General features: G+C 39.0%; 19 protein-coding genes. 5 read left to right on the top strand and 14 right to left on the bottom strand.

Annotation, left to right across the window (positions count from 1 at the left end):
* Positions 1–32 precede the first annotated feature (32 nt).
* From G0Q07_RS07500 to G0Q07_RS07540, 9 genes are all read right to left on the bottom strand, one after another.
* Positions 33–398: a DUF2200 domain-containing protein gene (locus tag G0Q07_RS07500; RefSeq protein WP_163345500.1), complete on the bottom strand. Its 366-nt coding sequence runs from the start codon at positions 396–398 to the stop codon at positions 33–35.
* A gap of 87 nt (positions 399–485) precedes the next feature.
* The gene (locus G0Q07_RS07505) at positions 486–1,295 is read right to left on the bottom strand and encodes a ZIP family metal transporter (protein ID WP_163345501.1); all 810 of its coding nucleotides are present in this window, start codon (positions 1,293–1,295) and stop codon (positions 486–488) included.
* A gap of 96 nt (positions 1,296–1,391) precedes the next feature.
* On the bottom strand, positions 1,392–2,438 hold the full coding sequence (locus G0Q07_RS07510; protein WP_163345502.1) for an AMP-binding protein: 1,047 nt from the start codon (positions 2,436–2,438) through the stop codon (positions 1,392–1,394).
* Entirely contained in the window at positions 2,438–3,466 is a 1,029-nt protein-coding gene (gene menC, locus G0Q07_RS07515) for an o-succinylbenzoate synthase (protein WP_163345503.1), read from the bottom strand. The genes G0Q07_RS07510 and menC overlap by 1 nt, the downstream gene beginning before the upstream one ends.
* Positions 3,463–4,368 carry a 1,4-dihydroxy-2-naphthoate polyprenyltransferase gene (locus G0Q07_RS07520; protein ID WP_163345504.1) on the bottom strand — a complete coding sequence of 302 codons (906 nt, stop codon included), beginning with the start codon at positions 4,366–4,368 and terminating at the stop codon, positions 3,463–3,465. The genes menC and G0Q07_RS07520 overlap by 4 nt, the downstream gene beginning before the upstream one ends.
* Positions 4,369–4,451: 83 nt before the next feature.
* Positions 4,452–5,276: a 1,4-dihydroxy-2-naphthoyl-CoA synthase gene (gene menB / locus G0Q07_RS07525; RefSeq protein ID WP_163345505.1), complete on the bottom strand. Its 825-nt coding sequence runs from the start codon at positions 5,274–5,276 to the stop codon at positions 4,452–4,454.
* A 179-nt stretch (positions 5,277–5,455) separates the two neighbouring features.
* Positions 5,456–7,135 (bottom strand): 2-succinyl-5-enolpyruvyl-6-hydroxy-3-cyclohexene-1-carboxylic-acid synthase, encoded by a 1,680-nt coding sequence (gene menD, locus G0Q07_RS07530; protein WP_163345506.1) that lies wholly within the window; start codon positions 7,133–7,135, stop codon positions 5,456–5,458.
* Positions 7,122–8,246: a chorismate-binding protein gene (locus tag G0Q07_RS07535; protein ID WP_163345507.1), complete on the bottom strand. Its 1,125-nt coding sequence runs from the start codon at positions 8,244–8,246 to the stop codon at positions 7,122–7,124. Before G0Q07_RS07535 ends, menD begins: the two co-directional genes overlap by 14 nt.
* Positions 8,236–8,673, bottom strand: coding sequence for a PaaI family thioesterase (locus G0Q07_RS07540; RefSeq protein WP_163345508.1), 438 nt, complete (start codon positions 8,671–8,673; stop codon positions 8,236–8,238). Before G0Q07_RS07540 ends, G0Q07_RS07535 begins: the two co-directional genes overlap by 11 nt.
* 196 nt (positions 8,674–8,869) lie before the next feature.
* Here G0Q07_RS07540 and G0Q07_RS07545 point away from each other — a divergent pair, with 196 nt between their 5' ends.
* Positions 8,870–9,628, top strand: a complete 759-nt coding sequence (locus G0Q07_RS07545; RefSeq protein ID WP_163345509.1) for an SGNH/GDSL hydrolase family protein — start codon at positions 8,870–8,872, stop codon at positions 9,626–9,628.
* A 65-nt stretch (positions 9,629–9,693) separates the two neighbouring features.
* Here the strand turns inward: G0Q07_RS07545 and G0Q07_RS07550 are convergent, their stop codons facing one another.
* Positions 9,694–11,004 (bottom strand): MATE family efflux transporter, encoded by a 1,311-nt coding sequence (locus G0Q07_RS07550; RefSeq protein WP_163345510.1) that lies wholly within the window; start codon positions 11,002–11,004, stop codon positions 9,694–9,696.
* Positions 11,005–11,279: 275 nt separating this feature from the next.
* Between G0Q07_RS07550 and G0Q07_RS07555 the strand changes: the two genes are divergently transcribed.
* Positions 11,280–11,879, top strand: coding sequence for a superoxide dismutase (locus G0Q07_RS07555; RefSeq protein WP_163345511.1), 600 nt, complete (start codon positions 11,280–11,282; stop codon positions 11,877–11,879).
* A gap of 87 nt (positions 11,880–11,966) precedes the next feature.
* Here the strand turns inward: G0Q07_RS07555 and G0Q07_RS07560 are convergent, their stop codons facing one another.
* Together G0Q07_RS07560 and G0Q07_RS07565 are read right to left on the bottom strand one after the other, a co-directional pair.
* On the bottom strand, positions 11,967–12,953 hold the full coding sequence (locus tag G0Q07_RS07560; RefSeq protein ID WP_163345512.1) for a tetratricopeptide repeat protein: 987 nt from the start codon (positions 12,951–12,953) through the stop codon (positions 11,967–11,969).
* On the bottom strand, positions 12,896–14,956 hold the full coding sequence (locus G0Q07_RS07565) for a hypothetical protein (protein ID WP_163345513.1): 2,061 nt from the start codon (positions 14,954–14,956) through the stop codon (positions 12,896–12,898). The genes G0Q07_RS07560 and G0Q07_RS07565 overlap by 58 nt, the downstream gene beginning before the upstream one ends.
* 299 nt (positions 14,957–15,255) lie before the next feature.
* Between G0Q07_RS07565 and G0Q07_RS07570 the strand changes: the two genes are divergently transcribed.
* The 3 genes from G0Q07_RS07570 to G0Q07_RS07580 all read left to right on the top strand — a co-directional run bounded on the left by G0Q07_RS07570 (position 15,256) and on the right by G0Q07_RS07580 (position 17,731).
* On the top strand, positions 15,256–16,218 hold the full coding sequence (locus tag G0Q07_RS07570; RefSeq protein ID WP_163345514.1) for a glycosyltransferase family 2 protein: 963 nt from the start codon (positions 15,256–15,258) through the stop codon (positions 16,216–16,218).
* 33 nt (positions 16,219–16,251) lie between these two features.
* Positions 16,252–16,989: a class I SAM-dependent methyltransferase gene (locus tag G0Q07_RS20245; RefSeq protein WP_203532695.1), complete on the top strand. Its 738-nt coding sequence runs from the start codon at positions 16,252–16,254 to the stop codon at positions 16,987–16,989.
* Between the two features lie 163 nt (positions 16,990–17,152).
* Complete coding sequence (locus tag G0Q07_RS07580) at positions 17,153–17,731, top strand: superoxide dismutase (RefSeq protein ID WP_163345515.1); 579 nt, start codon at positions 17,153–17,155, stop codon at positions 17,729–17,731.
* A gap of 100 nt (positions 17,732–17,831) precedes the next feature.
* On the opposite strand, the gene xylE is transcribed toward G0Q07_RS07580, so the two are convergent.
* Complete coding sequence (gene xylE / locus G0Q07_RS07585; protein WP_163345516.1) at positions 17,832–19,208, bottom strand: D-xylose transporter XylE; 1,377 nt, start codon at positions 19,206–19,208, stop codon at positions 17,832–17,834.
* A 219-nt stretch (positions 19,209–19,427) separates the two neighbouring features.
* The gene (gene xylA / locus G0Q07_RS07590; RefSeq protein WP_163345517.1) at positions 19,428–20,753 is read right to left on the bottom strand and encodes a xylose isomerase; all 1,326 of its coding nucleotides are present in this window, start codon (positions 20,751–20,753) and stop codon (positions 19,428–19,430) included.
* Positions 20,754–20,756 lie beyond the last annotated feature (3 nt).

Raw genomic sequence — 20,756 nt, forward strand, 5'->3', positions numbered from 1 at the left:
ATTTAACACCTGCCGACTTTAATGGCATCATATTATTCGTCTCGTAAAATATTTTCCATTTTTCTGCCTTTCGCCAATTCGTCTACTAACTTATCCAGATACCTAACTTGTTTTGTCAGAACGTTTTCAATCTCCTCAATCCTATATCCACAAATCACACCTTTTATCAATCCGGCATTTGGATTTAAATTTGCTTTCTCAAAGAAGGTTTCAAATGTTACCTTTTCATCAATCAATTTTTGCAGCTTATTTTCATTAAAACCGGTTAGCCACTCTATTACTTGATGCAGTTCCTCTTTCGTTCGTCCTTTGCGTTCAACCTTTGTTACATAGTGTGGATATACTGCTGCAAATGTCATTTCTGCTATTCGCTTATTATGTTCCGATGTTGTTTTCATCTGCGTGAAATCTTTTAGTTTCTGATGTTTATTTGCAGAAGGGAAATTGCTTTCCCCGAATTTTTGAGAACGATTCAAATAATAGTTCTATCCCAAAGCTACATCCAGCAACATCATGGTGGCAAAACCCAACATAGCGCCAATGGTCGATAAATCGGTTTCGTTTCCTCTTTGCGATTCGGGAATCAGTTCTTCAACCACTACAAAAATCATGGCACCAGCAGCAAACGACAGGGCGTAAGGCAACAGCGGCTCAATTGTTAGAACCAGGTAAGCACCCAATACTCCGGCTATTGGTTCAACAATTCCCGATAGTTGTCCGTAGTTAAATGACTTAAATCGCGACAGCCCCTCGCGGCGCAACGGAATTGAAACAGCTGCTCCCTCGGGGAAGTTTTGTAGTCCGATTCCCATTGCCAGAGCAACCGCTCCGGTTAAAATGCCCATATCGGGGTTATTGGCCAACGCGCCAAAAGCAACGCCTACAGCTAGCCCTTCAGGGATATTGTGCAGCGTAATAGCCAGTACCAAAAGTATGCTTCGTTGCCACGTTGTTGGAATCCCCTCGGCTTTATCGATAGACAATCCCATGTGCAGGTGAGGCAGGATTTTATCGATTAATAACAGAAAAGCTCCACCCGCTAAGAATCCGATAACCGCGGGTTTCCACGGAAGTTCACCTTGTGCTTCTGCCATTTCTATGGCCGGTTTCAAGAGCGACCAAAAGCTGGCTGCAATCATCACGCCGGCAGCAAAACCAAGCATCGAATTCAATACTTTTTTGTTTATCGATTTGAAAAAGAATACCATTGAAGCTCCGGCTGCCGTCAACAGCCAAGTGAATATGGTAGCTCCCAGAGCCAGTAATACCGGATTATATTCTAATAATTTCTCCATGAATTTGATTTTTGTTTTTGACGAATAAAGCACAACAAATTAAACAAAATTATTGTTCGGTGTTCTTTGGAATGTGATTAATATTTGGTGAAATAATTAAATACATCGAAGCCTTTTTCGATCAATCTTACCGTTTTCTGTGCGGGGAAGTAGGTCAATAAAGCGAATTTTTTTAGGTTGTTCGTATTTTTGAAGTAATTTACGGCATTGGAAAGCAATGCTTGTTTTTACTTGTTCATCGGCTTCTCCTTCAACCAGTAGAATCATTTTTTCTCCCAACAACTCGTCGGGAACCGAGCTAAAAGCAAAGGGCAGAGGCATGCTGTTTTCAAGCTTTTTCTCTAATTGCTCGGGCATAAATTTGATGCCACCAGATATGATCACATTATCAACACGACCCAGCACTTTAAAATGATGACTGTCGATTAATTTGCCAAAATCGTTGGTTTGAATGGCTCCGTTTTTAAGTCCCGGCATCAAAATACGAATGCAATCGCGTTTATCCAGTTCAACAGAAATACCATCAACACAATTGTAGCAGTCAGTTTTATCGTTGCTATTTAGTTTACGCAGTGCAATGTGGGTGGCTGTTTCGGTCATGGCATAACTCGAATAGCAGTTTGTTGAGATTTGCTGTAATTGTTCTTCCAAAGATACAGGAATAGCAGAACCTCCAATAAGCAGATTTTCGATGTTTTGCTTTGGTAGTGCGAGGAATTTTTTCACCTGGTTAATTACCATCGCTGCAAACTTTATGGGCTTATCACTAGGCAGATCTACAAAATCTGAAGACGGATCAACAAGATGGAGGTCGAGTTTGCCGATAAGGGCGCGAACGGTCATTAATTTTCCTGCAATAAAACGACTGGGCAGACAATGCATTATGCGGTCGCCTTCATGCAAATCAAAAAAGCGTATGGTGCGTTGGGCACTTGCAGCTACAAAATCTTTCTTAAGAGTTATGGTTTTGGGTGTTCCTGTACTGCCCGAGGTTTGTACTTCTATAGCATCATTTGGATGATACCATTCGGCAAGAAAATCTAACCAGTTTTGTTCCCATTCGGAAGGGGGTTTTTGCTGCAGCAATTTTTCAATGCTTTCCAATTGCCCGTTTATGGTAATATGTGCCGGAAATAACTCCATTACATTTCAAATTTTTCGGTGGGATTAAACCACAGTTTTTCACCACGAATCTCGAGTGGCGAATCAATATTGTTGGTAAAAAGCTGTCCGGTTCCCAATCCCTGGTACGTGGTGGAGTTCTTCGTGTAAGCCCACTGTGCAATAGCATTCAATCCAATATTCGACTCCAGATACGAAGTGATCCACCAACCAACATTTCGTTCGTTAGCCAGTTCTATCCATTCGTTGCAACCCGAAATGCCACCGTGTAAACTTGGTTTTAATACCAGATATTGCGGACAGATTTTATCAAGCAATTGTATCTTTTGATCTCTTTTATTGATACCGATTAACTCTTCGTCTAAAGCAATAGGCAGTGGAGTAGTGGCACAAAGCCCGGCCATTTTGTTCCATTGTCCCGCGCTAATGGGTTGTTCAATGGAATGAAGTTGTAAATCAGACAGTCGTTTCAGTTTCTCTAGCGCAGAATTGCTGTTAAAAGCACCGTTTGCATCCACTCGAAGTGTAATTCCATCGCTAGAGAAACGCTCCCGAACAACTTGTAGCAGTGATAATTCCTGCTCAAAATCTTTCGCCCCGATCTTTAATTTGATACATCGAAATCCGGCTGCCAGTTTTTCTTCTATCTGGTGTTGCATGTTATCGATTTCTCCCATCCAGATCAATCCATTTATTGGAATTCCGGCTTCGCCTTGGCTAAAAGCAGATGGGAAAAGTTCACGTTTACCTCCGTTTTGCAAATCGAGAAGCGCCGTTTCCAAGGCAAATTTCAGGGATGGAAAATCTTGAAGCAATTCTATCGCATCGATAAAAGTTTGCGGATTGGTGCAAAGTTTCTCCAGCTGTTCTTCAACCTGCTCGGGTGCTTCAATACTTAATCCCGGTAGTGGCGCGCATTCACCAAGTCCTGTAACGCTATCCTCTTCCAAAAATAAATACCAAACAACACGCTTTCTTAATACACCGCGCGAAGTTCCGGCCGGTTGCTTAAAATGCAGTTCATATTTTTGGTATCGTGCTTTTATCATGATAATATCAGTCCGAGTGAGAAGAGGAGTGTTAATGCCAAGGTTTGTAATGCCAGTCGTTTTAAAAACGGGTCGAGCAGTCGGCTGTCTTTTATGCGAAATATTTTGATGAGGTCGAAAATTGAAACCGGCAACACCAAAAGGAACAACCATTGCCAGGCTGTTTTTTGTTGCTGAAAAGTAAAAACGATGAGCGTAAGCCAGGCCAGTAAAATTAGCAGTGTATGGTAAATGCGACTCTTTATCGGCCCCAATTTTACCGCTATTGTTATTTTTTTCGACTGCATGTCGTTTTCAATGTCGCGTGTATTGTTCAGGTTCAGTACTCCGGTACTAAATAATCCCATGCTGATGGCCGGCAACCAAACCGCTGTTTCAATAGTATTGTTGTGTAGGTAAAAAACTCCAATCACCGGCAGTAACCCGAAAAACAAAAAAACAAACAAGTCGCCAAGGCCAATATAACCGTACGACCGTTTGCCAGCTGTATAAAAATAAGCCGCTAAAAGTGCCAGAATTCCCAGTGCGATAAATACAAAAAATGCTGTAGGACTATTGTGCCAGGTTCCGGCAAAAACCAAAAAAGTACCCAGAACAAAACTTAATCCGGTAATAATAAACATCCCGGTTTTCATTTCGCTAATGGTGATTTCGCCGCCCTGCATTGTTCGTGTTGGCCCCAAACGCTGATGATTATCGGTGCCTTTTTGGAAATCGCCGTAATCATTTGCGAAGTTAGAGAAAACCTGAATGAGCGTGGCGGTAAGCATTGCAAGAATAAAAATAATCCAATCAAACCCATGCCAAAAAGCTGCCAGTGCCGAGCCCATTAAAATGCCTGATAATGCTAGTGGCAGGGTGCGTAAACGTGCTGCTTTTACCCAACTTTTTGCTGATGCCATTCTTGATACTTGATGTTAGATAATAGATGTTTGATAACCAGATGTTCCGGTCGGAATCTTGCTTCATTCAACTCGTAACTATCTTATGGGAATTTTGGGTATTTTTTAAAATCGGGTTTACGTTTTTCAAGAAAAGCATGTTTCCCTTCCTGTGCTTCCTCGGTGAGGTAATACAGCAGAGTGGCGTTTCCTGCAAATTCCTGAATTCCAATCTGACCATCGAGTTCAGCGTTTAGTCCAAGTTTTAACATGCGTAATGCCAGCGGACTGTGTTCCTGCATTTTTTGTGCCCAGGCAACCACCTCGTCTTCCAGCTGGTCGAGCGGAACAACTTTGTTTACCAAGCCCATTTCCAGTGCTTCGGCAGCCGAGTACTGGCGACACATAAACCAAATTTCGCGGGCTTTCTTTTGTCCCACAACACTGGCCAGGTAAGACGATCCAAGGCCCGCATCGAAGCTCCCCACTTTTGGGCCGGTTTGGCCAAAAATGGCATTTTCGCTGGCGATGCTGATATCGCAAACCACATGTAAAACATGACCGCCGCCAATGGCATAACCATTCACCATGGCAATTACCGGTTTCGGCATACTACGAATTTGTTTCTGCACCTCAAGTATGTTCAATCGCGGAATACCATTTTCATCAATATAACCGCCGGTACCTTTTACATTCTGATCGCCACCCGAGCAAAAAGCCTTATCGCCCGAACCTGTCAGCACAATTACATTTATGCGTGGGTCTTCGCGACAAAGGAGCAAAGCGTCGCTGATGTTGTTCACCGTAGTTGGGCGAAAAGCATTGCGCACCTGCTCACGGTTGATGGTAATCTTACCAATTCCATCGAAATAATCGAAAAAGATATCTTCGTATTCTTTAATGGTTTCCCATTGTCTTTTTGTACTCATTGTATGTTGTTTTTGTTGAAGTTGTTTAACGTTAAATCTGAAAACTACGAGCAACATCCTGATCCCATTGGACTGCAGCTAATTTTTCTTCCGTAGCTATGGCTATGCAAGAAAAATGGAGCTTTGCCACTGAGAATCAATATGTCACTCTCGAAATTCCCCATTAACTTTAAATAACTTCATTGTTTTACAAACTTAAAAAGTCCCCGGAATGTTTCCGTGTTAATTTCGGCATCAGTAAAAACCTCCAAAATGGTTGCTCTTGTTTTTGAGGAATATAACTTGGTAAGTGAGGTTTTGAGTTGTGTCTCGTTTTCAGCACTTAAATAATCGAGTCCGAAAGTTTGAGCAATTCCTTTGGCGCTAAACTTGTTTTCGGCATAAAAATGCTGCTGAAAAGCAGGTGACTCACCCGGCCCTTTTATCAGACTAAAAATGTTGCCGCCCCCATTATTGATGACAATTATTCGCAAATTTTTTCCGATGTAATTATTCCACAGTGCGTTCGAATCATAAAAGAATGACAAGTCGCCAATTAAAACCGTATTTATTTTTTCAGAAACTGACGCAAAACCAACGGCGGTAGACATTGATCCGTCGATTCCACTGGTGCCACGGTTGCTCATAAATTGGATGTTCTTTGGCCAATCGGCAATTAATGCGTAGCGTACAGGAGAACTGTTGCCCAAGTGAACAATTGAATTTTCGGGAATTGATTGGCCAACTTTGGCAATTACTTTCAGGTCTGAAAAAGTAATTTCTGAAATATAGTTGTCGCGAAACTGGTTGACTTCTTTTTCCTTGTTTTTCCAGCGCTGAAAATAATCTTGATTGTTTGTTGTTACTTCCGGCAGAAGTTGTTTAACGAAAGTAACAGTATCCGTTTGAATAACTTTTGTTAGCGACTGATAAGTATCGTAATGCTCGTTAGATGGCGACAAATGCCAGTGTTGTTGCGCTTTGTTTTTTCGCAAATATTGTTTTAGTGCTTTCGAAACAAAATGACCCCCAAATGTGATCAAAAGTTCGGGCTTAAAATCGGTTGGTTTATCAGCAAGAATGGCTGCCATTAACGTATCTATGCTTTCGCAAGAACTCTCGTTGTTCAGGTTAGCCAGATGTTCTTTTAAAACAACAGCACCTGATTTTTTGGTTAATTCAGCAAACAGCTTTTCCAATTCAGTATTTGGGTTTTGTTGCCCGGCCAGGATCATTATTTTTTTTGCGGAATTAAAAGCTGTGGCTAACTCTTTTAATGCGGAATCACTAATAGTATAAATAGCTTGTTTCGCCTCAACCGTTTTTATGTGCGGTAGATCTTCATCCAAAAGATCGTGTAAAGGTTCCTCCAATGGCACATTTATGTGCACCGGTCCGGGGCGTCCCGATACTGCCATGTTCAGACATTCATTAATCTCGCGTGCCGCATACGATAATTCTTCTTCCGATTCTTCTAATGGCAGGTGATATTCCTTTTTTACAAAATTAGTGTAAATGCCTTTTTGTTTGATGCACTGGTTTTCAAGTTGATCAATCCAGTACTCCGGACGATCGGCCGTTATAACGATCAGCGGAACATTCAGATAAAAAGCCTCAGCAATTGCCGGTGTGTAATTTAGTGTTGCTGTTCCCGAGCTGCAAACAATCGCAACCGATTTGTTCAACGACTGTGCCAGCCCCAGCGCAAAATAAGCGGCGCTGCGTTCGTCAACCACATTGCGGCAATTGAACAAATTGCTGCCTGCAAGAGTGTGTATCATCGGACCATTTCGCGATCCGGGAGAAATAACGATATCATGTATTCCCTTCTGTTGAAGAAGAGCTGCCAGTTGTTGAACCTGTTTTTTATTTGAGATCATTTTGTCGTATAGCTTCTATTGCCGATAACAGTGTTTTTGCTTTGTTGTTGGTTTCTTCCCATTCTTCTTCGGGAACCGAACGTGAAGTAATTCCGCCGCCGGCATAAAGCATGTACTGCTCCTGAATTATCTCCATGCAGCGCAAATTTACAAATAATCCTACTGAATCTTTTAGTTGCCATGGTCCAAGAAATCCGCCGTAGTAACGCCTGTTGTGTTTTTCTACAGAACGAATAAATTTGTCGGCTTTTGATTTTGGGAAACCACAAACCGCAGGCGTTGGATGCAGGTCGGCAATAAAATCACCAAGACAGTCGTCCAGCTTCTTTTTGGCAAACAGAAAGCTGGTAAACAGGTGGGCTACTTTTCCACTTTCCAGTGTTTCAGGGCCGCGTGTGGTGTACCGGTGTATGTTAAATCGATACAACAGATCAACGAGGTAACGCGAAACAAAGGCCTGCTCTTCAATATCTTTGGTACTCCATCCGTATTCTGTTCCCAAATTTCGGGGCTGTGTTCCGGCCAGCGAAACGGTTTCCATTGTTTTACCTTCCGATTTCAACAGGATCTCGGGCGTTGCTCCCATCCACAAACCTGCTTTTGGAAGGTTTACCATGTACACAAAAGCATTTGGCGTTTGTTCTAATAACTGGCTGTACAATTTTCCCAGCGACTCATTTTTTCGTTTTTCAGGAATAACACGCGACACAATGGCTTTTGCCAGTTTGGTATTTTTAATGGTGTTGATGGTCTGATCAATTTCTGAAAGGTACTCATCCTTTTCAATTATATAATGCGAAGAGTAGTTATCCCGCTCTTTCTGACAAGTCTTTAAATCATCAATATTTAACTGAAGGATTTCTTTAATACCCGTTTTGTATATATCTGGTTTTAGCAAAATCAGTGGTGTTTCCTCGCTGATGTGATACGGTGCAAAAACAAAACCTTCCTGCCCGTTTAAGCGACTAACCTCATTGGGATAAAACAAGGCTTCCTGCCATGATATAAGAAGCTCAAGTGTTTTGTTGCCGGGTACAGACCATAGGGCAAAAGAGCAGTTTTTGTTAACGAGTTCGTCGATCAGATGTATTAATCTTTCGTTATCGGTCATTCTTTTCGGTAATCATATTGGTAACACGTACAGATGAAATCAATCTCCCTTCTTCGTTGCAAATATCAACATTCCACACATGTGTTTGTTTGCCGCGGTGAACGATTTTTGCAACCGCAACTGCCTTTCCCGCTTTTAATATACCGGTATGGTTTCCATTGACCATTATCCCTAGTACATCCAAAGCTGTTAAGTCTACAAGTAACATGCTGCCCAATCCTGCAAGTGTCTCGCCTAAAGCAAGGTTCGCTCCACCGTGTAAAATGCCTCCCGGGCGCGAATTTCTTGATGAAAGATCTAACATTCCTTCAACCCTTCCGTCTTCAATTTTTGTGATCTCAATTCCCAGACTTCCAACAAGGCTGTCTTCTAAGGCCTGATTGATCAGTTCAACCGGCGTATGCAATGATAATTGTGTAAAATCCATAGTGCTATCCTAAAACGAGACTAAAATAATGGATAGTTTTTGAATATTGCTAAAATAGGTTTTGTAATTTTTGATCGTTTACTGAAATAAGGAAAATCGCTGACGATTTTGTTGCTATATTTTGTGACGGCACAATGTTAAACAGGTGTTATTATTTTATACATTTGTTTGTCATCAATTAACTAAAAATAACCAAATGAGTATTTCCAGAAGAAACTTTTTATATAAATCAACTGCAGGAGCTGTGGCTGCCGTAAGTATTTCAAGCATCGTTTCGGCCTGTGTTTCAGAACCGAAACAAGGTAAAGCATCTATTTTTGCTAAAGGTAATACGGTCTTGTTTCAGGGCGATTCGATAACGGATGCAGGTCGCGACAAACAAAATGAAACGCCAAACAGGGCCTGGTCGTTCGGAAATGGTTATGCGCTTTTGGCAGCATCTCATTTGTTAAACGTACTTCCAGAGCATGAATTAACCATTTATAACCGTGGAATCAGCGGAAACAAAGTATTTCAACTTGCTGATCGCTGGGATAAAGATTGTTTGGATCTCAACCCTCAGGTTTTAAGTATTCTGATAGGAGTGAATGACTACTGGCACAAACGCAATGGCAATTACGATGGAACTGTAGAAATCTATGAGAACGATTATCGCGCTTTGTTAAAACGTACACAAGAAGCTTTGCCCGGAGTTAAATTGGTACTTTGCGAGCCATTTTATGTGTTGGAAACATCGGCTGTTGACGAAACATGGATTGAGCCCATGCAAGAATACCAGGCGGCAGCAAAACGAATTTCAGATGATTTTGAAACTATTTGGGTACCTTTTCAACAGGTATTTGATGAAGCAGTTAAACATGCTCCCGGAACATATTGGACACCCGACGGTGTGCACCCTTCAATGGCAGGTGCACAATTAATGGCCGAAGCATGGTTGAAAGCCGTTGGCGAATAAATTCGGAAAAAGGAGTTTCAATTTAAATGTTGCAGGTTTTCTTACCACAAGTATATAAGCTGAAATTATGCCTTTCTTTCCAATGGTTTCAGAATCGTTTTCTGGTAGAGAAGTGCTAGAATTACTCCCCGCGAGAACATAAACAGTAACATGCCCATCCAAAGCGCATGATTATTCCATACTGGATTTAAGAAATAATAAACCGGAACGAAGATCAGAAAGGTTGAAACCAACAGGCTGTTTCGCATGGGGCGCGAAACTGTTGCTCCAATGTAAATACCATCCCAAATAAACGATCCCACACTTGCAACAGGTACTAACACGATCCAAAACAGGAATTGTTGTGCACTCTCAATTACATTTTCCTGGGAGGTGAGTAGTTTTAGTATGAAATTAGTTCCCGACAGATAGAGTAGTGTAAAAATTACTGCCAGTCCTAGTCCCCAATACAACAACAGTTTAACAACTTTTTTAAGATTTTGAACTTCTTTTGCCCCAATAAATTTTCCAACCAATGCTTCGCCGGCAAAGGCAAATCCATCAATAAAAAAGGAGAAGAACATAAGAAACTGCAAAAGAATTGAGTTTACAGCAAGAATAGTATCGTTTATGCTGGCCGATTTCGAAGTGAAAAAGGTAAAGACAACGATGATGCAGAAACTACGAATGAAAATATCGGTATTTACCTTAAAGAAGTTGGTCAGAAACTTCAGGTCCATAACACTCGCTTTTGTAACCAGCGGAAGCATTTTTCGGTATTTCCTGAACAATAGTATAATGGCTGTTAACAAACCTGCGTACTGCGAAATAACGGTTCCGAGCGCTACTCCTTCAGATTTCATTTTTAGTCCAAAAACAAAAAACACACTCAGTAATATATTAACAATGTTTACCAGAATAGCAATGATCATGGGGTAGCGAGCATTTTGCATACCCAAAAACCATCCGCTAAAAACAAACAGACTTAAAGCTGCAGGTGCTGCCCATATTCGTATTCTGAAATATTCGTTTGCAAGCGTTTCTACCTCGGAGCTGCCACCTATTAATTTAAAACTTCCCCAGGCGATAGGAGCTTGCAGCAATAAAATAATAATACTAATTGATAGTGTTAAAAGCAGCGCACGAATTAATATGGTTATTGCTTCTGCCGATTTTTTTTCGCCAAAAGCCTGTGCTGTAAATCCGGAGGTGCTCATTCGCAAAAAACCAAAGCCCCAGTAAATAAAGTTAAATATTACGCTCCCCAACGAAATGGCCCCGATGTAAACCTCTGAGCCAAGATGCCCCATCAGTGCTAAATCAATCAATCCCAATAATGGAACAGTTATGTTGCTGATGATATTGGGAACCGCAAGTTTTAATATGCTTCTATTCATCGTGTATTAGTGAGCTGGCAAAGGTAGCATTATTGATAAAGCCTGTTAAATGAATAAAAGCAAATTATTTTGCAGCGCATGTTTATCTGTTGAAACATCGCTTACTTGTTGGTTTTCCGGGTTTTACTTTATGACGTTTTGTATTTATTAATTCCTTCTATGAACAATAAAGGATATCAATGTGTTTTATTATTCAGAGATTTGGATTAATTCTAAATAGCGTATATTCTTGCTTGCAAGAAATTAATATATTTAAATCTTTTAATAAAAAAAATATGGCATTTGAATTACCAAAATTAGGATACGATTACAAGGCACTAGAGCCACATATTGATGCAAGAACAATGGAAATCCACCATAGTAAGCACCATGCAGGTTATACAAATAACCTTAACGGAGCCGTTGATGGAACTGATCTTGCCGGAAAATCGATTGAAGAAATATTAAGTGGCGTGTCGGCACAATCGACAGCAGTACGAAATAATGGTGGTGGTTTTTACAACCACAATTTGTACTGGGAAGTTATTGCACCAGGTGGTGCACCCGCTCCGGAAGGAGTTTTATTAGATGCAATAAAAGATTCATTTGAAACTATAGAAAATTTCCAGCAGGTCTTCGCTAAAGCTGCGGTAACGCGCTTTGGTTCGGGTTGGGCATGGTTGGTTCTTCAAAACAATAAGCTGGTGGTTTCGTCTACGCCCAATCAGGATAATCCGCTGATGGATGTGGCCGAAGTTCAGGGAACTCCAATTTTGGGGATTGATGTGTGGGAACATGCATATTACCTGAACTACCAAAACAGACGTCCGGATTATGTGAATGCATTCTGGAATCTCATCAACTGGGATGAAGTCGCCAGGCGGTTTAAAGGTTAGTTGATTTTTGGTTTTTTCCCCGGAGCAGAGGCTCCGGGGTTTTTATTGCTTTCCTGTGTTATTTTATGTTAAGCGTTTTTTGGCTCATTATTTATTTGGGAAGGTTATAGGACTTGTTTTCTTGGGTTTTGGATCTTGGAACATAATGGATTGCTGCTCTTCTTGTTCTTTTTTCTGATTTGTAGAAGTAACAGCCTGTGCTGTTTGCGTGAATGATTTTAAAAGTTCCTGGGCTTCTCTATTTACACGATCAAGTTCAACTGCCTTATCCAGATTTTGTTTGGCCAAATCTACTCTTCTTTGCTTCATCAGGTATTGCGCCCTGAGGACAAATAGCTCAGCGTTATTGTTAATGTTTCGAGCCATATTTAAATAACGCCCAGCATTATTCCAGTCGTTTTGCTGCATGGCCATTCGGCATCTTAGTTTAACTACTTCGAAGTTGTTTGCATGACTGCTGGGCAAGTCATTTAGTATTTTATTTGCGTTTGCATTGTCGTTTAAGAGGTGGTGGCATTTTGCTGTGTACACTTGAGCATATAAATCATCTTTTCTTAAATCCAGTACTTTTTTGTACACCTCCAACGCCTTTTTGTAATTCTTGTAGTTCATAAGGATTGCCCCCACCTGCATATGTGCCTGATAATAGTCTTTTTTATAAGCAATCGCTTTTTGGAATGCCTTTAACGCTTCGTTTGGTTTATTCAGGTTTCTTAATGCAATACCTTTTTGAAACTGTCCTTCTGCAAATTCCTCTTTAATATCAAGCATTTTATTCGATGCAGTTAAAGCCTCGTTCCATTTCTTTTGGGTATTTAAAGCGGAAGCTTTTAGTAGCAGTGCGCCAACTTGATCAGGGTTGTAAATTAAAGAACTGTCTGCGTAAACTAGCACTGAATCTAATTTTCGCTCTCGCATCATTACATTGGCATAACCTTCCAAAACTTGTTCACTATTTGGATTTAATTTCAGGTAGTTTTTAAAGTGCTGTTTCGCTTCTTTTGTTTTTCCTGCTTTCAGTGCATTAAATCCTTCGAGATCTTCTTTGCTAATTCTCTTAATAATTGCCGCCACGGGTAGCCATCAACGTCAATTGTGTGGATTGTTCCAATAGGAGGGAAATATTTTTCAAGGAGTTGTTCTCTTCTAATAAAAACGTTGGAGTAAATGGCATAATCCCAGTCTTCTTTTGATGTTTCGTAATATCTGGAATAATTCACTTTTACATTGGGGTAATCATTAAAATAATCAGTGTATGAGGCATTTGTAATAATAATAAGGCTGTCACTAAGATCTTCGTTTTCTTTTAACCATTCTGATCCAGCCTTTACAGAATTATAATAGTAGTCTAAATCGTAATTTGCATAACCGCCTTTCATTCCATCAATTAGTTCGTTGAAATAGATATATTGGTTTGGGTGGTTCGCTACCATATGTCTTGCCGGAAGGAAAACCAATATAGTTAATACTATTATTGGCACTAATTTGTATCTGCGATTAAAGAATCCTATAAGATTGATCCACCCTTTTGAGGCTACAACAACAAAAAAGATTACAACAAAGGTCAAATGACGCATGCCTCCGTAAATATTCGATTTTTGATAAATTATATAGGCTATTGGGAAAATACATCCAAAAATAAGAAGAATCATTATTGGATTAGGATGGTAATTTTTTGCTATAGATACAATATAAGATAAAAATCCAATAATCGTAAACAGAGGCATTCCAATAAGCAGATATGTCGGAGCATAACTTACGGGTAGACTTGTTGACATTTTTTGAATTCCATTAAAAATAGTTGTCAAAGACCACGGGAACTTAGAAAAGGTTACAATTGAATCATAAACGGCAGTTAACGGTTCTTCAAGGCCTTTGGGCCAAAGAATAAGACTTAAAAAATAACTGAATACAAGTATGATTGCAAAATAGCCGGTAAATTTGAATATTTGATTTTTGTATTTAGCCAATTTGTAAAACTCTTTGCCGGAAATAACAAATATGTAGTAAGAGCCAGCAAAAAGAAGAAAATAAGCATATAATAATACCCCTGGTGCCCGATTACTAATGGTAAATGCAATTCCAATAATAAGCCCTATTAAATAGCGTAATTTAACTTTTGGCCAAAAATCGAAGAAACGTACGGTGTAGTAGGTAGCGATTATATATCCGGTTGCAAAAGGTATATCTGATAGGTTATTCATGGAATTACCAAAATATCTGGGAGTAAAAAACATAAATAGAAGTGCCAGAACACCTCCGGCTCCACCTCCAATGCGTAATCCCAATAAGCCTGCAAATACCAGCCCAATAAAACCAATAATCGTATTGGAGTAATGACGAACATTCCAGACATCCCATTCTGTTACTTGGCTTATAATACCGGCTATTACATTGGCTGAAAAACCATAGTATTCCATGTTAACCTCGCTGTATTCCGCCCACTTTGCATCGCTATCATCTGTAAAATAGCGGATAACATTCTCTGCATGTCGTTTGCCAACAGGTTCATCTCCGGTAACTCCATAATCTTTTACAACTGCCAGCATTATAAAAAGCATAGCAATACAAAGCAGCGTAAATAGGCTTCTATAGGTGAGGTCTTTTTTCAATTTGTTAGTTGACGAAAACTGATCTTTAAAGTACTCTCCTGAAAGAATGTATTTTAAAGGTAGGGTGAATGAGTTGTAAACTTTTATTTTAACAACTTCACCTATAAACTGTTTTGTTTTTAAAGTCTGTGTTTCTTTAACAACTTCATTACTGAGAGGAAGAAATCGATAGAAGTTTAGTTGGCAATAGTATGCTATCGAGTTCAGTAAATTATTGTCGCCGGAATAGTGTTCAAAAAATGGAATAAGCGATTCGCTTTGCGCAATGAGAAAAGGTGTATTATATATTTCTTTGTCAATTTTTGTAAATAATGATTCCAAATTCTTTTCAAATAACTTGCCTCTTTCTGTTTTGGCATAATAAGCTTCCTTAGTATTTAGTTTTTCGCTAAACTGCAGATACGCCGAAAATGTATTCGAATCGATCTTCGATTCATCAACAACTGCGCAATATTTATATTGCATAATTGTATCAATTTGATCTTGTTCGAAAGACCGGTCGATTACAATAGACTCTGCTTTATTGTTCTCAGCAATTTTACTGAAACCTTTATTATTAACAATACAAACACATAGTCTTTTCGAAAGAGGTTCACTTTCTGTAATCGAATTTTTTTGTTTGGTTTTATTGCGCATTTCAATTGTTATTCTAAAAAATTTCGGACTCAGGTTACAAACTTATCAGTGATAATATGTAAAAGAAGCTAAAAATAAAGGATTATTTCAAAAATAAATAACTTAGATTTGTGTAAAATTGAAATTTTATGAAGCTTATAAGTATTGTCGTTTCAATGTATAATGAAGAAAGTGGTATTGCCTTTTTCTCGAAAAAACTTGTCGATGAATTGAAAAGGCTAAAGGAATATAACTTTGAAATACTTTGGGTGAACGATGGTAGTTTAGATCATACTCAACAAAATGTTGAAAAATCATGTTCATCTAAAGATGAGAATGTTGAACATATATTTATTCAGTTTTCAAGAAATTTTGGACATGAAGCTGCGATGATTGCAGGGGTAGATAATGCCCGTGGAGAGGCTGTTGTTTGTCTTGATGCCGATGGGCAACACCCACCAACTGAAGTAGGGAAAATGCTTCAAACTTATGAAAAAGGGCATGACATTGTATTGATGCAGCGAGTCGATAGAGAAGACCATGGAGTGATCAAAAGTTCAATGTCTAAAATGTTTTACACGGTTATAAATAAACTATCAGTTGTAAAGTTTCAGGAAAATGCATCTGACTTTTTTTTAATTTCAAAAAGTATCACTGAACTATTAAAGCAAGAATTTAGAGATAATAACCGGTTTTTAAGAGGATTTATACAAGAAGTTGGATTTAATGTAAAAGTGCTTGAATATACTGCCCCAAAAAGAAAGTATGGCGAAAGCAATTACTCTTTTTATAAACTTATGAAAATGGCTTTCAATGTAGTTTTTGCGTTTTCAAACAAACCTTTACGCATTGTAATTCTTATCTCCATTTGTTTCTTCTTGTTTACCATAGCATTCGGAGGATATTCCCTTGTTCAATATTTTATTGCCGATTCAATTCCTTCCGGGTATACTTCCATAATATTCTTTATTTCCTTGTCTTTTTCGTTAATGTTTTTGGTTCTAACTATATTGTCAATTTACTTTGAGAAAACGATTAAGGAGATTCGAAAACGTCCATTATATATTATCCGCAAGATAAGGCGAAGCGATAGTAAAATTCATTTGCAATAAGCAGTTTTTTATAATTTTCGAATAGAGTAGAAGATGATTAGTCAATTTCCAAAATCAAGAATACAGCTTCCGGAAGAGATAAAAGCAGTTTATGACTTGCATTATAAATCGAATAGAGAAGGAAACACTGCTGCTTCAGGTTTAGCGCAAATGATGGAAGCATGGATGCATAAGAAGGTTGCCGCTGATGTAAAGCCAATACATGAAAAACGGACATTGGAAATAGGAGCTGGTACCTTGAATCAGTTGTGTTACGAAAAATCAAGTCATTATGATATTGTAGAACCGTATGATAAACTTTATCAAAATTCTCAGTATCTTAGTAGTATTAATAAAGTTTATAATGATATTCGTGAGGTTGAGTCTACCAATAAATATGATAGAATTACTTCCATTGCGACATTTGAGCACATTCTGGATTTACCAGCAGTTGTTGCAAAAACTTGTCTTTTGCTTGCATCTAAAGGGACTTTGCGAACAAGTATTCCAAATGAAGGAACCCCATTGTGGACAATGGGGTGGAGATTAACTACTGGATTAGAATTTTATTTGAAGTATCGAGTTGATTATGGTATTTTAATGAAGTACGAACATGTTAATTCTGCCAAAGAAATTGAAGATGTATTAAGCTACTTTTATAATATTAATGAATGTGATGTATTAGGTTTGAATAAAGCCGTCGGGTTTTATCGCTCTTATGTCAGTAAAGAACCAAAAGTTGAAGTGGCAAAAGATTACCTTGATTCGATAAACGAAGCAAAGCGAAGTTAGGTCATGTATTAAATACTTTATGATTTGATGGGAATTCACGCGTCTTCCATAATCTAATTTAAACTCCTTCCAAATTAAACAAACAACTAATCCTTTTTGCCCCAAAAACGTTGTACCTTTAGAAAACAAAAATCAAATTATTAATCTTTAAACAAGGAAAATTATGGCATTTAGTTTACCAAAACTTCCGTATGCAAATAACGCATTGGAACCAGTAATAAGTGAAAAAACAATCGAGTTTCACTATGGCAAGCACCATCAGGCTTATGTAAATAATTTAAATAAGCTGGTTGAAGGAACTGAGTTTGAAAACGCAAGTTTGGAAGACATTATTAAAAAGGCCGAAGGTGGTATTTTTAATAACGGAGCTCAAGTGTGGAACCACACATTTTATTTTATGCAATTCAGTTCTGATGGCTGGAAAGAACCAAAAGATGAGTTGAAAGCAGCTATCGAAACTAAATTTGAATCGTTTGATGCTTTTAAGGAAGCGTTCTCGAAAGCAGCCGCTACTTTGTTTGGCTCGGGGTGGGCATGGTTGGTTGTTGATGAAAAAGGTGAGTTGGAAATCGTTCAGACTAGTAATGCCGGAAATCCATTGCGAGATGGTAAGAAACCTCTGTTAACTTGCGATGTTTGGGAGCACGCATACTACCTGGATAAGCAAAACGCACGCCCGGCTTATGTTGCCGATTTTTGGAAAATCGTTGACTGGAAAGTAGTTTCAGAACGATTTGCGTAAAGACAAACCTTTGGTTTCTAAGAACCAAAATAATTAAAATAAATGAGGGCCTCACATAAAGTGAGACCCTCATTATCGTTTCAATCGTTTCAACTAAAAACTATTTTTTCCAGAGCGTTTCCATCTCTTCTAAAGTTTTTCCTTTTGTTTCGGGTACCAACTTCCACACAAAGAAGAAGGACAATAAGCTCATTAATCCATAAAATCCATAAGTTACAGCACCGCTAAATTCCATCATGGCAGGGTAGGTAGATGAAATAAAATAGTTTGCTGTCCATTGTGCAACTACAGCAATTGCCACTGCACGCCCACGAATTTTATTAGGGAATATTTCTGAAATAAGAACCCAGCAAATTGGTCCCCACGACATCATAAATGAAGCCGTATATACAATAATGAATACAAGTGTGCTCGTACCTATAATCTCAAAAAAGGCTAAGCCTGCAATGGCAAACATTCCAACGGCCATACCAATTGAACCAACCATTAAAAGTGGTTTGCGGCCCCATTTGTCAACAGTTAATATGGCCACAACGGTAAATATTACATTCACCAATCCCATTACAATGGTTTGTAACATCGATGCATCTTTAGCTGCTCCCATACTTTCAAAAATACGTGGTGCATAATACAGAGCCACATTAATACCTACAAATTGTTGAAATACAGAAAGCAGAATACCAATAATAATCACTAATTTTCCGTAAGACCATAATTTCCCCGAATGGTGTTCAACGGTTTTTTTAATATCGTCAAGAATTTCTTTTGCCCTGCTTTTACCATTTATTTTTTCAAGAATAGCAAGAGCTTCGTTATCTTTTTCTTTCAAGGCGAGGTAACGAGGAGTTTCCGGAACAAAGAACAGTAAAAGTCCAAATAATGCGGCAGGGATCGATTCTGATAAGAACATTCTTCTCCATCCTACTTCATTTATCCACTCCAAACTATTACCATTGGCAATTCCCCAGTTTACAAAGTAAACAACCAGCATTCCAAAAATAATGGCGAACTGGTTAATTGAAACCAAACGTCCACGAATATTTTCAGGAGCAATTTCGCCAATGTACATCGGAACAATAGCCGATGCCATACCAACACCAATTCCTCCAATTACACGATAAAAATTAAACATGTATAACAATCCCATGGTAGCCTGGCCTTTTTCGAAAAATAAGAATTCGGGATATCCCGATCCCAAAGCCGAAATAAAGAAAAGTAAAGCCGCGATCATTAGTGATTTTCTACGGCCAATTTTTAAAGCAAAAATACCGGAGATACCTCCACCAATTATGCAGCCAATTAACGCACTTGAAATGGTTAAACCGTGAATTAAAGTACTTAAACCCTGACTGTCGATAAGAAATGCCTGCACCGATTTTTCGGCACCTGAAATAACAGCAGTATCGTAGCCAAAGAGTAAACCCCCGAGGGTAGCTACAATGGTTATAGAAAAAATGTAAAAACTATTGTTCTTCATAATATTGGTAATGTTAGTATTGTATAAAGAAGCCCAGTTCAAACTAAATTTTGAACCGGGCCAACTTTAAATATGATTTAAGACAAATCCTTATCTATCGAATTCTCATATGAATTAAATATATGCATTTAATGAGTGTTATAAAAGTTCATATTTTCCACACATTCGTTTCACATTAAATCCAATAAAAGATTCAAAATAATCAGGTTTTTGAACGAACTATAAATACCAGTTAATCAATTGTTCGATCATTTCTTGTTTTCCACTGATCTGAGCTGGTTCGCCAACTTCTTTTGCAATGGCGTACATATCTTCGATGGTTAATTTACCGGTTTCAAATTCGGCACCTTTACCTTCGTCGAACGAAGCATAACGTGCAGCACGCATAGCGCAGTATTGCGAGTCGTTCAGAATTTTGTCGGCAATTACAAGGGCACGCGCAAATACGTCCATACCACCAATGTGTGCGATAAAGATATCTTCAAGATCGGTTGAGTTACGGCGTGTTTTGGCATCAAAGTTAATACCGCCTTCTGTAAACCCTCCGGCAGGAAGAATTTCGAGCATGGCCTCGGTAACTTCGTAAATGCTTGTTGGGAATTCATCTGTATCCCATCCGTTTTGATAGTCACCTTTATTTGCATCAATCGATCCAAGTAAACCGGCATCGGTCGACATTCTCAGGTCGTGCGTAAACGTATGACCGGCAAGTGTAGCGTGGTTTACTTCAATATTTAGTTTAAAGTCATTTTCCAGGCCATTGGCTTTTAGGAATGCGATAACTGTTTGTGCATCGTAATCGTACTGGTGCTTAGTTGGCTCCATTGGTTTTGGCTCGATAAAGAAAGAACCTTTAAAACCTTGTTTGCGACCATAATCGCGTGCCATACGAAGGAATTCTCCAAGGTGTGCCAGTTCGCGTTTTGTATCGGTATTGTGCAGGCTCATGTAACCCTCACGGCCTCCCCAGAAAGTATAACCCGTGCCGCCCAGGGCAATGGTAGCATCGATAGCATTTTTAACCTGAACGGCAGCATTCGCAACCACATTAAAATCAGGGTTTGTTGATGCCCCGTTCATATAACGCGAATTACTAAAAACATTGGCTGTTCCCCACAATAACTTAGCGCCTGAATCAGCTTGTTTTTGTTTGGCAATCTCCACCAGTTTTTCCAATCGTTTTTCAATCTCGAAAACAGTACCGTCACCTGCAACGTCAGTGTCGTGGAAACAATAGAATGGAGCTCCCAATTTTGTTATAAATTCAAAAGCGGCATCCATTTTCTCTTTGGCAGCATCCATCTTATCGGCAGCTCCAACCCACGGGAAAATCTGTGTTCCTGGCCCGAATGGGTCTTCACCTGTTCCACAGAACGTATGCCAGTAAGCAACCGCAAAACGCAAGTGGTCTTTCATTGTTTTTCCTGCAACAACTCTGTTCTCGTCGTACCATTTAAAGGCCAACGGATTTTTTGAATCAGGACCTTCGAATTTAATTTGATCGATACCTTTAAAATACTCTTTGTTTCCTTTTAAAACTTCCATTTT

It is taken from the genome of Draconibacterium halophilum, from assembly GCF_010448835.1.
GTDB lineage: Bacteria > Bacteroidota > Bacteroidia > Bacteroidales > Prolixibacteraceae > Draconibacterium > Draconibacterium halophilum.

Excerpts from the sequence above, each read along its gene's own strand:
- G0Q07_RS07500 (WP_163345500.1), bottom strand. The coding sequence starts at position 398 with ATGAAAACAACATCGGAACATAATAAGCGAATAGCAGAAATGACATTT.
- G0Q07_RS07505 (WP_163345501.1), bottom strand. The coding sequence starts at position 1,295 with ATGGAGAAATTATTAGAATATAATCCGGTATTACTGGCTCTGGGAGCT.
- G0Q07_RS07510 (WP_163345502.1), bottom strand. The coding sequence starts at position 2,438 with ATGGAGTTATTTCCGGCACATATTACCATAAACGGGCAATTGGAAAGC.
- menC (WP_163345503.1), bottom strand. The coding sequence starts at position 3,466 with ATGATAAAAGCACGATACCAAAAATATGAACTGCATTTTAAGCAACCG.
- G0Q07_RS07520 (WP_163345504.1), bottom strand. The coding sequence starts at position 4,368 with ATGGCATCAGCAAAAAGTTGGGTAAAAGCAGCACGTTTACGCACCCTG.
- menB (WP_163345505.1), bottom strand. The coding sequence starts at position 5,276 with ATGAGTACAAAAAGACAATGGGAAACCATTAAAGAATACGAAGATATC.
- menD (WP_163345506.1), bottom strand. The coding sequence starts at position 7,135 with ATGATCTCAAATAAAAAACAGGTTCAACAACTGGCAGCTCTTCTTCAA.
- G0Q07_RS07535 (WP_163345507.1), bottom strand. The coding sequence starts at position 8,246 with ATGACCGATAACGAAAGATTAATACATCTGATCGACGAACTCGTTAAC.
- G0Q07_RS07540 (WP_163345508.1), bottom strand. The coding sequence starts at position 8,673 with ATGGATTTTACACAATTATCATTGCATACGCCGGTTGAACTGATCAAT.
- G0Q07_RS07545 (WP_163345509.1), top strand. The coding sequence starts at position 8,870 with ATGAGTATTTCCAGAAGAAACTTTTTATATAAATCAACTGCAGGAGCT.
- G0Q07_RS07550 (WP_163345510.1), bottom strand. The coding sequence starts at position 11,004 with ATGAATAGAAGCATATTAAAACTTGCGGTTCCCAATATCATCAGCAAC.
- G0Q07_RS07555 (WP_163345511.1), top strand. The coding sequence starts at position 11,280 with ATGGCATTTGAATTACCAAAATTAGGATACGATTACAAGGCACTAGAG.
- G0Q07_RS07565 (WP_163345513.1), bottom strand. The coding sequence starts at position 14,956 with ATGCAATATAAATATTGCGCAGTTGTTGATGAATCGAAGATCGATTCG.
- G0Q07_RS07570 (WP_163345514.1), top strand. The coding sequence starts at position 15,256 with ATGAAGCTTATAAGTATTGTCGTTTCAATGTATAATGAAGAAAGTGGT.
- G0Q07_RS20245 (WP_203532695.1), top strand. The coding sequence starts at position 16,252 with ATGATTAGTCAATTTCCAAAATCAAGAATACAGCTTCCGGAAGAGATA.
- G0Q07_RS07580 (WP_163345515.1), top strand. The coding sequence starts at position 17,153 with ATGGCATTTAGTTTACCAAAACTTCCGTATGCAAATAACGCATTGGAA.
- xylE (WP_163345516.1), bottom strand. The coding sequence starts at position 19,208 with ATGAAGAACAATAGTTTTTACATTTTTTCTATAACCATTGTAGCTACC.
- xylA (WP_163345517.1), bottom strand. The coding sequence starts at position 20,753 with ATGGAAGTTTTAAAAGGAAACAAAGAGTATTTTAAAGGTATCGATCAA.